Origin of the sequence: Roseateles sp. SL47 (assembly GCF_026625885.1) — a bacterium.
Classification (GTDB): domain Bacteria; phylum Pseudomonadota; class Gammaproteobacteria; order Burkholderiales; family Burkholderiaceae_C; genus Roseateles.
The window spans coordinates 2206013-2218240 of record NZ_CP113068.1; the positions used below are offsets into that span (position 1 = coordinate 2206013).

The 12228-nt window shown below is 64.2% G+C and carries 14 protein-coding genes; 12 read left to right on the top strand and 2 right to left on the bottom strand.

Annotated elements, in window-relative coordinates:
* The first annotated feature begins 18 nt into the window (after positions 1-18).
* The 6 genes from coxB to OU995_RS09540 all read left to right on the top strand — a co-directional run bounded on the left by coxB (position 19) and on the right by OU995_RS09540 (position 4832).
* A complete protein-coding gene (coxB, locus tag OU995_RS09515) occupies positions 19-1206 on the top strand; it encodes a cytochrome c oxidase subunit II (RefSeq protein ID WP_267835277.1) in 1188 nt (395 codons plus the stop codon).
* 42 nt (positions 1207-1248) lie between these two features.
* On the top strand, positions 1249-2874 hold the full coding sequence (gene ctaD / locus OU995_RS09520) for a cytochrome c oxidase subunit I (RefSeq protein WP_267835278.1): 1626 nt from the start codon (positions 1249-1251) through the stop codon (positions 2872-2874).
* Between the two features lie 7 nt (positions 2875-2881).
* The gene (locus OU995_RS09525) at positions 2882-2998 is read left to right on the top strand and encodes a cytochrome oxidase small assembly protein (protein WP_267835279.1); all 117 of its coding nucleotides are present in this window, start codon (positions 2882-2884) and stop codon (positions 2996-2998) included.
* 10 nt (positions 2999-3008) lie between these two features.
* Positions 3009-3632: a cytochrome c oxidase assembly protein gene (locus OU995_RS09530; RefSeq protein ID WP_267835280.1), complete on the top strand. Its 624-nt coding sequence runs from the start codon at positions 3009-3011 to the stop codon at positions 3630-3632.
* Positions 3629-3877, top strand: coding sequence for a DUF2970 domain-containing protein (locus tag OU995_RS09535; protein ID WP_267835281.1), 249 nt, complete (start codon positions 3629-3631; stop codon positions 3875-3877). Before OU995_RS09530 ends, OU995_RS09535 begins: the two co-directional genes overlap by 4 nt.
* Positions 3878-3950: 73 nt before the next feature.
* The gene (locus OU995_RS09540) at positions 3951-4832 is read left to right on the top strand and encodes a cytochrome c oxidase subunit 3 (protein ID WP_267835282.1); all 882 of its coding nucleotides are present in this window, start codon (positions 3951-3953) and stop codon (positions 4830-4832) included.
* A 265-nt stretch (positions 4833-5097) separates the two neighbouring features.
* Here the strand turns inward: OU995_RS09540 and OU995_RS09545 are convergent, their stop codons facing one another.
* Positions 5098-5355: a DUF2909 domain-containing protein gene (locus tag OU995_RS09545; RefSeq protein ID WP_267835283.1), complete on the bottom strand. Its 258-nt coding sequence runs from the start codon at positions 5353-5355 to the stop codon at positions 5098-5100.
* A gap of 74 nt (positions 5356-5429) precedes the next feature.
* Between OU995_RS09545 and OU995_RS09550 the strand changes: the two genes are divergently transcribed.
* The 6 genes from OU995_RS09550 (at position 5430) to OU995_RS09575 (ending at position 11184) form a co-directional block, all read left to right on the top strand.
* A complete protein-coding gene (locus tag OU995_RS09550; protein WP_267835284.1) occupies positions 5430-6206 on the top strand; it encodes an SURF1 family protein in 777 nt (258 codons plus the stop codon).
* A complete protein-coding gene (locus tag OU995_RS09555) occupies positions 6196-6861 on the top strand; it encodes an SCO family protein (protein ID WP_267835285.1) in 666 nt (221 codons plus the stop codon). Before OU995_RS09550 ends, OU995_RS09555 begins: the two co-directional genes overlap by 11 nt.
* 10 nt (positions 6862-6871) lie before the next feature.
* On the top strand, positions 6872-8164 hold the full coding sequence (locus OU995_RS09560) for a COX15/CtaA family protein (protein WP_267835286.1): 1293 nt from the start codon (positions 6872-6874) through the stop codon (positions 8162-8164).
* Complete coding sequence (gene cyoE, locus OU995_RS09565; RefSeq protein ID WP_267835287.1) at positions 8161-9069, top strand: heme o synthase; 909 nt, start codon at positions 8161-8163, stop codon at positions 9067-9069. The genes OU995_RS09560 and cyoE overlap by 4 nt, the downstream gene beginning before the upstream one ends.
* A 52-nt stretch (positions 9070-9121) precedes the next feature.
* Entirely contained in the window at positions 9122-9733 is a 612-nt protein-coding gene (locus tag OU995_RS09570) for an SCO family protein (RefSeq protein ID WP_420714842.1), read from the top strand.
* 218 nt (positions 9734-9951) lie between these two features.
* On the top strand, positions 9952-11184 hold the full coding sequence (locus tag OU995_RS09575; RefSeq protein WP_267835288.1) for a Fic family protein: 1233 nt from the start codon (positions 9952-9954) through the stop codon (positions 11182-11184).
* Between the two features lie 84 nt (positions 11185-11268).
* Here OU995_RS09575 and OU995_RS09580 read toward each other — a convergent pair whose 3' ends face one another.
* Positions 11269-12198 carry a M14 family metallopeptidase gene (locus tag OU995_RS09580; protein WP_267835289.1) on the bottom strand — a complete coding sequence of 310 codons (930 nt, stop codon included), beginning with the start codon at positions 12196-12198 and terminating at the stop codon, positions 11269-11271.
* Positions 12199-12228: the final 30 nt, after the last annotated feature.

The window sequence follows — 12228 nt, forward strand, 5'->3', positions numbered from 1 at the left end:
TGGATGAAGAGACGAACCATGACGATGATGAACAGTGATGTGCATCAGCTGGGGCGCCGGTGGCGCCAGCTGGCGCTGACCGCAGTGGTCGCGCTGGCCAGCCAGTCGGCCCTGGCGGTGAACGACCTGCCGGGAGGCCCTGCGGTCAACCAGCTCAACCTGCATCCGGCGGTCACCAAGATCGCACACGAGCAGGCCTGGCTCCACAACATGATGTTGGTCATCTGCCTGGCCATCTTCATTGCGGTGTTTGGGGTGATGTTCTATTCCATCTTCAAGCACCGGAAGTCCAAGGGCGCAGTGGCCGCCAACTTCCATGAGAGCGTGAAGGTGGAGATTGCCTGGACGGTGGTGCCTTTTATCATCGTGATCCTGATGGCGCTGCCGGCGACCAAAGTGGTGGTGGCCATGAAGGACACCACCAATGCCGACCTCACCATCAAGGCTACCGGCTATCAGTGGAAATGGGGCTACGACTACGTCAAGGGTGAAGGCGAAGGCATCGGTTTCGTCTCCACGCTGGATGCTTCACAGCGGGCCCTGTCGGACTCCGGCAAGCCGGGTGATGTCGACAACTACCTCCTGAAGGTGGACAACCCGCTGGTGGTGCCCGTCAACAAGAAGGTGCGCATCATCACCACCGCGCAGGATGTGATCCATGCCTGGATGGTGCCGGCCTTCGGCGTGAAGCAGGATGCGATTCCCGGCTTTGTGCGGGACACCTGGTTCAAGGCCGAGCAGGAAGGCGACTTCTATGGCCAGTGCGCTGAACTCTGCGGCAAGGAACACGCCTACATGCCCATTCATGTGAAGGTGCTGAGCCAGCAGGCCTATACCGCCTGGGTGCAGGACGAACAGAAGAAGATCGCGGCCAAGGCGGATGACCCGTCCAAGGTCTGGGCACTGGATGAGCTGATGGCCCGCGGCGAGAAGGTCTACACCACCAACTGCGCCGTCTGCCACCGTCCGGATGGCAAGGGCGCCGGCCAGTTCCCGGCGCTGGATGGCTCCAAGGTGGTGGTGTCGGACACCCATGCCGACCAGATCCATGTGCTGCTCAACGGCCGCAACCAGATGCCGGCCTGGAAAGCCATCCTGAGCGACAGCGAAATCGCCGCAGTCGCGACCTACACGAAAAACAGCTGGTCCAACAAGACTGGCCAGATCGTTCAGCCCGCAGAAGTCGTGGCCGAGCGTGCCAAATAACGGCTGTAAGCCAACCGTGTCTTAGACGGACGAGGACTTCCCATGAGTGCAGTGCTTGACCACCCGACCGGTCACGTTCATGACCATCATGATGACCACCATGCGCCGACCGGCTGGCGACGCTGGGTGTTCGCCACCAATCACAAGGACATCGGCACGCTGTATCTGCTGTTCAGCTTCACCATGCTGATGATCGGCGGCATTCTGGCGCTGTGCATCCGCGCCGAGCTGTTCCAACCCGGGCTGCAGTTCTTCAATCCGGAACAGTTCAACCAGTTCACCACCATGCATGGCCTCATCATGGTGTTCGGCGCCATCATGCCGGCCTTCGTGGGCTTTGCGAACTGGATGATTCCGCTGCAGATCGGCGCCTCCGACATGGCCTTCGCGCGGATGAACAACTTCAGCTTCTGGCTGATGATTCCTGCCGCGCTGATGCTGGTGGGATCGTTTTTCATGCCCGGCGGCGCACCGGCTGCCGGCTGGACGCTCTACGCGCCGCTGACGCTGCAGATGGGCCCGTCGATGGATGCCGGCATCTTTGCCATGCACATCCTCGGCGCGTCGTCGATCATGGGCTCGATCAACATCATCGTCACCATCCTGAACATGCGGGCGCCCGGCATGACGCTGATGAAGATGCCGATGTTCGCCTGGACCTGGCTGATCACTGCCTACCTGCTGATTGCCGTGATGCCGGTGCTGGCCGGTGCCATCACCATGACGCTGACCGACCGCCATTTCGGCACCAGCTTCTTCACACCGGCTGGTGGGGGTGACCCGGTGATGTACCAGCACATCTTCTGGTTCTTCGGCCACCCCGAGGTGTACATCATGATCTTGCCGGCCTTCGGCATCATCAGCCAGATCGTGCCGGCCTTTGCGCGCAAGCGCCTGTTCGGTTACGCCTCGATGGTGTATGCGACGGCCTCCATCGCCATCCTGTCCTTCATTGTGTGGGCCCACCACATGTTTGCCACCGGCATGCCGGTGACGGGCCAGCTATTCTTCATGTACGCGACCATGCTGATCGCGGTGCCCACCGGCGTGAAGATCTTCAACTGGCTGGCCACCATGTGGCGCGGTTCGATGACCTTCGAAACCCCGATGCTGTGGGCCGTGGGCTTCATCTTCGTGTTCACCATGGGGGGCTTCACCGGCCTCATCTGCGCGGTGGCCCCGATCGACATCCAGATCCAGGACACCTATTACGTGGTGGCCCACTTCCACTACGTGCTGGTGGCGGGCTCCTTGTATGCGCTGTTTGCCGGTGTCTATTACTGGGGCCCGAAGTGGACCGGTGTGATGTATTCCGAAACCCGCGGCAAGATCCACTTCTGGGGCTCGTTGATCTTCTTCAACCTGACCTTCTTCCCGATGCACTTCCTGGGTCTGGCCGGCATGCCCCGTCGTTATGCTGACTACCCCATGCAGTTCACCGACTTCAACATGGTGGCTTCGATCGGCGCCGTCGGTTTCGGTCTGATGCAGGTCTACTTCTTTGTGTTTGTGGTCATTCCGATGATGCGCGGCAAGGGCGCCAAGGCCCCGCAGAAGCCCTGGGAAGCTGCGGAAGGTCTGGAATGGGAAGTGCCGTCTCCGGCACCGTTCCACACCTTCGAAAACCCGCCCAAGCTGGACGTGACCGCCACTCGCATCGTGGGCTGAGCTCGCCATGACCACCCCGAACGACCAGAAGAAGAGCAACCTGCGACTGGCGCTGATCCTGTTCAGCGTGGCGCTGTTGTTCGGTCTGGGCTTTGTGGCCAAGATCATCTGGCTGGGCCGCTGAGGAGCTCGCGATGAGCCGCCGTCCCCTGGCCGCCTGGATCCGCAGGGACAACCTGAGGATGACCGGCAAGCTGCTGGTGGTGGTGGCCATGATGGGCTGCTTCGGTTATGCGCTGGTGCCCATCTATCGCGCGGTGTGTACAGCGCTGGGCATCAATGTGCTGGCGTTGGGGGAGCGGCAGCATGGGGTCAAGCGGGAAGACGTGCGCAACACGCAGGTGGATTACAGCCGTCGCATCAGCGTGGAGTTCGACGCCAATGCAAGGGGCCCGTGGGACTTCAAACCCGCGGTGCGCCACATGGAGGTGCATCCGGGTGAGCTGACGACGGTGATGTACACCTTCCAGAATGTGCAGGACCGGGTGATGGCCGCGCAGGCCATCCCCAGCTACGCGCCCAAGCAGGCCACGCCCTACTTCAACAAGTTGGAGTGTTTCTGCTTCAATGAATACACCTTGCAGCCCGGCGAGCAGAAGGTGTGGCCGGTGGTGTTTGTGATCGATCCCAAGATCCCGAAGGACGTGAAGACCATCACCTTGAGCTACACCTTTTTTGAAGTGCCCGGCAAGAACAAGGCCGGGGTGAAGGTGCAGGCGGAGGCCACGCCAGCCGCTGCCGTGGAGCCCCGCACATGACCCCGCCGCGTCCTGGCGACGACCTCAAGCAGGCGATTCAACGTTCCGGCTCCTTCTGGGGCACGGTGCGTGCCGTGTTGTGGTCGTTCTTCGGTGTGAGGCAGGGGGCGGAATATGACAAGGACGTGTCGCAGCTCAATCCCCTGCATGTCATCGTCGCCGGCGTGCTGGCCGCGGCGCTGTTCGTGCTGGGCTTGCTGCTGCTGGTGAACTGGGTGGTGGGCAGCGGCGTGGCCGGGACCTGACGCGCCACCCGCCGAGACAAAGAACGCAGTACCGGTATCGACGAGATCGCCAAGCATTCGAGGAGACCAAGGTATGTCGGCAACGACTCACGGCAAGACCCCTTATTACTTTGTGCCGGCGCCCTCGCGCCATCCCGCCATGGCGGCCTTCGGGCTGTTCTGGGTGATCCTGGGGGCAGGGCAGTGGATCAATGGCCATGACTGGGGCGCGTGGTCGCTGCTGTTTGGCCTGCTGTGGTGGGCATTTGTGCTCAAGCAGTGGTTCGGGGATGCAATCCATGAAAGCGAAGGCGGCCTCTACAGCGAGCGGATCGACCTGAGCTACCGATGGAGCATGGGCTGGTTCATCTTCTCGGAGGTGATGTTCTTTGCCGCGTTCTTCGGGGCGCTGTTCTGGTCGCGCGGTTATTCCATCCCGACGCTGGGCGGGCTGGACAACGCGCTGTTGTGGCCGGATTTCAAGGGCGTCTGGCCCAGCGCGTCACCCGGTGCCACCGGTTCACCGGCCGGCACGGTGGAGCCGTTCCTGATCATGGGTCCGTGGCCGATCCCGACGATCAACACCGCGCTGCTGCTGACGTCGGGGGTGACGCTGACCATCGCCCACCATGCGCTGATTGCCAACCATCGTGGCCGCGCGATTGCGTTCATGTGGGCGACGGTGCTGCTGGGCATCACCTTCCTGGGCTTCCAGGGCTATGAGTATGCGCACGCCTACCATGATCTGAATCTGAAGCTGACCTCGGGCGTGTATGGCTCGACCTTCTTCATGCTGACCGGCTTCCACGGCTTCCACGTGTTTGTGGGCATGCTGATGCTGCTGTTCATCACGCTGCGGCTGATGAAGGGGCACTTCACGCCGGACCGGCACTTCGGTTTCGAAGGCGCCGCCTGGTATTGGCACTTCGTGGACGTGGTCTGGCTCGGCCTCTACATCATCGTATATTGGTTTTGACCCCCCCCCTACCGCCTGCGGCGGCCCCCCCAGGGGGGCGAGCCCGGTGGCCTGGTGGAGTTAGACCCCCCCCTACCGCCTACGGCGGCCCCCCCAGGGGGCGAGCCCGGTGGCCTGGCGGAGCCAGTTCCACGGGCTCCGCTGGAGGGGGCGGCGCTGCGCGCGCCGGGGCACACTGCGCATCCCGCTTTGCCGCAAACTCTCGACTGCGGCGGCGCTGCGCGCGTCGGGGCATAGATGCGGTATGAATGAGTTGGGGGAGGGCTTAGTGGGTGAGGGGGACGCCGGTGGGGTGGATCCAGCCCATGTATGAGCTGAACAAGATAAAGAGGAATAAGGCAATGGAGATGGCGACACGGATCGCCAAGGCATTGGCCATGGTGGCTTTGCCCTTGTGGGGGCCGCCCGCCTCTTGTTCCTCATTGGCCGGCTTGTCGCCCTTGGGGCGGCGCAGCATCAGTACGCCCGCACTGAAGAGAGCCCCAAGAATCCCGATAAAGGCCAGGGTGACAATGATCTTCATGATGATCGATTATTCCACTCGGCCCTCCGTCCGACCCTTCGGGTATGACCACCCTCGCTGGTGGGGTGCCATGCATGCTTAAGCAGCGTTGGGGCCTGGCGCTGTCCACCTTGATCGGGTTGGGCGCTGCCAGCGCGCTAGGGACGTGGCAGTTGGATCGCGCGGCGCAGAAGATCGCCCTGCAGTCGGCACTGGAGCTGCGCGGGCAGCAAGCCCCACTGTCCAATGCAGATTTGCCAGCAGCCGATGAAAGCCCCGCCGAGGCGCTGATGTACCGGCGCGCCACGCTGGCAGGCCGCTGGGATGCTGATCCCGGCCACACCGTGTTTCTGGATAACCGGCCAATGGATGGGCGGGCCGGATTCTTGGTGGTGACACCGTTTCAGTTGCGCGACCGCTCAGAAGCCGTGCTGGTGCAGCGAGGCTGGGTGCCCAGAGACGCTGCGCAGCGCGATCGGCTGCCGACCCTCGTGCTGCCCCAGGGCGATGTGCGGATCGAGGGCCAGCTCATCAGCGCGCCTTCGCGTGCGTTCGAATTGGGGACGCCAGTGAGGTCAGGGCCGATCCGGCAGAATGTGGACCTGTCCGCCTTCCAGGACGAAATCGGCCTGCGGCTGCTTCCCCTGGTGCTGCAGGAGTCCAACAGCCCGGCCTCCCCCAGCCCCTCCGCCGATGGCCTGTTGCGCCACTGGCCCGCACCCGCCGTGGACGTCCACAAGCATTACGGTTACGCCTTTCAATGGTTTGCGCTTGGCGCGCTCATTCTGGGTCTTTATGTCTGGTTCCAAGTTCTCGCCCCTCTCCGGAGAGACCGCCGTCGACGCGATTCCCCAGACACCGATGCCGCCTGACGGCCCGGTGACCCTGGCAGTCCACAGCCTGCCGGTGATCCCCGCCGATCAGCCCCGTCGCAGCCATTGGCAGATGTGGCTGGTGCTGCTGGCCTGTGCCGCGCCGGTGATCGCCTCCTACTTCAGCTTCTATGTGCTGAACCTGCGAGGCTCCGCCTACAGCGATCTCATCAACCCCACCCGCGATCTGCCGCACGATCTGCCACTGCGTACCCTCGATGGGCAGCCGGTTAATCCGGTTTCGCTGCAGGGCCAGTGGCTGCTGACCTATGTGCCGGATGCGAAGCCCTCCTGCAATGAGGGCTGCGAGCGCATGCTGTTCATGCAGCGCCAACTGCGCGAGATGCTCGGCAAGGACCGCGACCGGCTGGACAAGCTGGTGCTGCTGCCCGATGAGCTGACGCTGACACCGGCCCAACTGGAGGCGCTGGTGGGCCACGAACCCAAGGTGACACTCCTGCGGGCGCCAACCGCCGCGCTGCAAGCCTGGCTGATGCCCGCCCCCGGCCATCACATGGGCGAGCACCTGTTCCTGGTGGACCCGATGGGACGCTGGATGATGCGGTCGCCTGCCCAACCCGATCCAGGCAAGTTCAAGAAGGATCTCGAACGATTGATGCGCGCCAACGCCGGCTGGGACCGGCCCGGGCGTTGAAAGACCAGGCATGACCGGATTTGATTTCGCTCCGCTGCTGGAGCTGCTGCTGATCGCAGCCCTGCTGGGCGGCGGGCCCCTGCTGTGGTGGTTCATGCGCCAGCGCAGCGCCACCCCCGGCCAGCGTTTGCGGGCGCTGACGGTGATGACCTTGTTCCTCACCTTCGACCTGATCCTGTTCGGTGCCTTCACCCGGCTGACCGACTCCGGCCTTGGTTGTCCCGACTGGCCTGGCTGCTACGGCACCGCCACGCCCATCGGCGCTCGCGACGAGATTCACGCCGCCCAGACCGCCCTGCCGTCCGGCCCCGTCACCCATGCCAAGGCCTGGGTGGAAATGCTGCATCGCTATCTGGCTGCCACCGTGGGGTTCCTGATCCTGGTGCTGGCGGTGCAGAGCTGGTGGCAGCACTGGCGGGCACGTCGAAGTCCCGCCGTCCAGCGCGGCGTGTCGCGTCAGGGGGCGCCTCATGGTCCCCCTGGCGGCTCCTCCACTGGCCCCTCGACTGACCCCTCCAATGCCCCGCCTGAAGGGTCGATTCGCGGGTCGGGAAGTGGGTTGAGCAGCGGATCGGGCAGCGGGCCGCTGCCACAGCACGTGTCGCTGTCTCCCTGGTGGAGCACGGTGTCCCTGGTGGCGGTGCTGGTGCAGGGCCTGTTTGGTGCCCTGACGGTCACCATGAAGCTGTTCCCGGCGATTGTCACCACCCATCTGTTGCTGGCGCTCGGTCTGTTGATGCTGCTGGCCTGGCAGGCGGAAGCCTATGCGCCGCGCCCGCTGCACTGGGGCGCAGGCCTGCGAGGGGGCATGAAGCTGCTGACCGTGCTGGTGCTGCTGCAGGTGGCACTGGGCGGCTGGGTCAGCACCAACTATGCGGTGCTGGCCTGCCAGGATTTCCCCACCTGTCAGGGACAATGGTGGCCGCCCACCGATTTCGAGCACGGGTTCACGATCTGGCGCGAGCTGGGCCGTGGCGCCCACGGAGACTGGTTACCCTTCGAGGCGCTGACCGCCATCCATGTCACCCACCGCCTGGGTGCAGGCGTGGTGGTGCTGACGCTGCTGGTGATGGCCGTGGCCCTGTGGCGTGAAGGCGGGGAGGCCCGGCGCTGGGCCGGCCGGCTGCTGGCGGTGGGCGCCTGGCAGGTGGCCTCCGGCCTGTCCAATGTCGTGCTGGGGTGGCCGCTGGTGGCCGCACTGGCCCATACCGGTGGCGCCGCCGCGCTGCTGCTGATTTGCTCCCTGGTGCTGGCGCGTCTGCATGCCGGCCGCCAGGCGGTCTTTCTGGATCCTGTGAGATGACTTCGCTGACTCAGGCCGCCATGCCCTCGCGCTGGTGGCAGTTCTATCAACTGACCAAGCCGCGCGTGGTGCAGCTCATCGTGTTCTGCGCGGTGATCGGCATGGCCCTGGCGATTCCCGGCCTGCCACAAGGCAATGAATGGGTGCGCCTGATCGCCGGGACCGCCGGCATCTGGCTGGTGGCCGGTGCGGCCGCTGCGTTCAACTGCCTCATCGAACAGCAGATCGACGCCAAGATGAAGCGCACCGCCTGGCGTCCCACCGCCCGCGGTGAACTGAGCCGGCGCCAGACCCTGATGTTTTCAGGCCTGTTGTGCACGGCCGGTTCGGTCATCCTGTACGTGTGGGTGAATCCGCTGACGATGTGGCTGACCTTCGCCACGTTTGTCGGTTATGCGGTCATCTACACCGTGCTGCTCAAGCCCACCACGCCGCAGAACATCGTGATCGGCGGCGCCTCGGGCGCCATGCCACCCGTGCTGGGCTGGGCAGCCATGCGGGGCGAACTGGGCCCCGAAGCCTGGCTGATGTGCCTGATCATCTTCCTGTGGACACCGCCGCACTTCTGGGCCCTGGCGCTGTACCGCAGCGAAGACTACCGCAAGGCCGGGCTGCCGATGCTGCCGGTTACCCACGGCAATGAATTCACGCGGCTGCAGATCCTGCTCTACACCTGGGTGCTGTTCGCAGCCACGCTGCTGCCGTTCCTCACCGGCATGAGCGGATGGTTGTACCTCGTGGCCGCACTCATCCTGGGCCTGATGTTCTGCCATTACGCCTGGCGCCTGTGGCGGGAATATTCAGAAGCCCTGGCGCGGCGCACCTTCCTTTTCTCGCTCTTCCATCTTTCCCTGCTGTTCGGGGCGCTGCTGCTGGATCACTATCTGAGCCCGTGGCTCGGCTGATCCCGGTTGTGCCGCAGCTCTCGCCGAAGTTCCTGTCCCTGAGGTCTCTCCCATGATCGTCCGACGTTCCCTTGGCCTGGCTGTGCTGGGTGCCGCATTGATGTTGACCGGCTGTGACAAGCTGGGGTTCACCTCGGCCCAGAAGGCCAGCTTCCAGGGCGTGGACCTGACCGGTGCCAACTATGCGCGTCGCTTCGCGCTGCCGGATATCGACGGCAAGATGCGCTCGCTGGAAGACTTCAAGGGCAAGGTGGTGGTGGTGTTCTTCGGCTACACCCAATGCCCCGACGTCTGCCCCACCACCATGGCCGAATTGGCGCAGGTGAAGAAAGCCCTGGGACCGGACGGGGACCGTGTGCAGGGCATCTTCATCACCGTGGATCCGGAGCGGGACAAGCCGGAGTTGCTGAAGGCCTATCTGGCGAGTTTCGATCCGAGCTTTGTGGCGCTGCGCGGCAATGCCGAGCAGATCAAGGAGACAGCCAAGGAGTTCAAGGTGTACTACGCGCAGATGCCGGGCAAGACGCCCGACAGCTACACCGTGGACCACACCGCCGCGAGCTTCCTGTTTGACCCGCAAGGGCGGGTGCGGGTGTATGCACGGTACGGTGCGGGTGCCCAGCCTTTGATGAGCGACATCAAGCAGTTGCTGGCCGGCGCCTGAGCCTGCGAGCGGCGGGCGGCGGGCGGCAGCGCGTCGAAGCCGTCACGCCGTCGCGCCGTCGCGCCGTCCAATTAGACTGCGCATGACTACTGTGGATTCTTGCTGGGTGACAGGTGTCGTTGATCCAGTCGTAGTTTTCAGCGGGCGGTGACCCGGCGAATCCCTCGCCGAATTGACCAGCCAGGACGAGAATTTTTACTCGCACTGGAGCCCTCGTCATGCAGTCCGCCTCTCCTCGCCCAAGCGTCTTTTACCCGCCGCCCATCTTCCGGCGTGCCACCCACTGGCTGGGCCAGCCCACTCCGCTGGCGCTGGCTGAACCCGTCCCCACCTACCACGGCAGCGGCCCCGTCTGGAGCGCCTCCAGCCTGGCCCTGCGGGATGCCCTGGCCGCACCCCTGATGTCGCGGCCCAGGGCCGGTTACGACCGCAGCTTCGTCGACCGTTATCGGCCCAATGAAACCTTCCTGCTGCCCCCGGCGTTGATCGAGGAACTCTCCGGCCTGAGCCGCATCACGGACCAGCAGCCTGCGGGTACCTACATGCGTCGCGTGCTGGAGGAACTGCTGGTGGATCTCTCGTGGTCGTCCTCCTACCTGGAGGGCAATGCCTACACCCGCATGGACACGGTGCAGCTGTTCCAGCGCACCGAAGAGACCCATGAGCCTGACGCCATCATGCTGCTCAACCACAAGCGCGCCATCGAGTTCATGGTGGAGGCTGTCCCCCTGTGCGGGCTCACACCGCAGTTGCTGCGCAACCTGCATGGGCTGCTGATGGCCGATCTGCTGGCCAATCCTCAGGCGCTGGGGGCTGTCCGCCATCAGGTGGTGCATATCAACGGCACCAGCTACGACCCCTGCCAGGTGCCCAGCCTGCTGGACGAGATGTTCGAACAGATCGTGCTGAAGGCCAGCCTGATCCTCGAACCCATTGAGGCCGCCTTCTTCCTCTGGGTTCACCTGGCCTACCTGCAATGTTTCGAGGACGGCAACAAGCGTCTGAGCCGTCTGGCTGCCAATGTGCCGCTGATGCTTTACAACCAGGCACCGCTGTCTTTCATGGATGTCACCCGTGAAGACTATGTGCTGGCCATGATTGGTGTCTATGAGCGCCAAGACCTTTCCATGGCAACGGAGCTGTTTGACTGGACCTATCGCCGCTCCTTGCCCAAATACCGGCTGCTGCTGGAGACCATGAGCCGTCCAGACCCCTTCCGGATGCAACACCGGCGGGCGCTGGAAACGGCGGTGGTGCAGGTGGTGCGAGCACGGGCCAGCCTCGCGCGTGCGGTGGATCAAGCCGGAGTGGCCGCAGCACATCGCGACCGTTTCCTGTCCCTGCTGCTCACGGAACTGCAGCACCTCGGCAGCCACAACTGCGCGCGTTTCAGGCTCACTCCGGGCGAAATCGAGGCCTGGGTCGGCGCTGGTCGACCTCCGTCGCCTTGAACGCCCCCAGGTGCGGCATCACGGCGGAACGGCGTCCCACATGCGTCCCACATGCGTCCCACATGTGCCCCACAGGAGAACCCCTCAAGGGGACGCGGCATGCTCCAGCGCAAAATCAAACGCGGCGCGCACGGCGGCCAGTTGTGCCTCTTCGCACTCCTTCGCATGGGTGCGCGGGCTGTCCGGGTAGACCTCGGTGGTGGTGGTGAATCGCGCGCCGGTCACGCCTGCGCAGAGGCCCGCGGACCGCACCGGAAATTCGATCACGCCAGGGGCGCTGAGCGGGAATCCGATGATCTTTCCCTCGTCATCCGGCGGTGCAATGTGGGTCACCTTCGCCACCGCTTCCACAATGGCGATCTGGAAGTCCAGCCGGGTGGTCGCGCTGTCGCCCACCAGATAAAAACCATCCGGCACCGTCTCCGGTTCCAAGGCCTTGCCATCACGCGAGGCCAAAGCTGGACGGAATTCGGTGATGTCGCTGTTGGTGGTTTCGTGCAGGTCGATGTGCAGCAGGAACTGGCCGAGGTGCGGCGTCAGCAGCTCAATCAGGGCGGACGATTCTTCCGCATGCCGGTGCACGCCGAAGTTCCGGTTGGGGTCGATGGCGTGGTAGTTCCAGCGGCAGATCCGTTCATAGGCCCACGGGCTCACGCAAGGCGCCACCAGCACATTCATGCGGCCTGCGTAGGCGGGTGCCTGTTCCTCGGCAAACCGAAGTGCCCCCATCACGCCGCTGGTCTCATACCCGTGCACACCGCCCGTCACCAGGGCCACCGGCAGCGCCGGGTTCCAGTCGCGGCTCTTCAACGCCAGCAGGGAGTAGTGGTCCGGCCCATAGCTGAGCTGACCATAACGCACCACCTCCAGCGCGCCGGCCAGCCGCTCGACCCGGCTCACCACATCGGTCTCATAGCTGCGGCTGCGCAGCTGCCGTTCGCGCCACTGCAGACGTTCCTGCTCGCCCCACGGAACCCCGGGTGTGCCGACGGGATAGAAGTGCGATGTGCTCATGAGGGCTCCGGAAAACAAGGGTCGAACAGA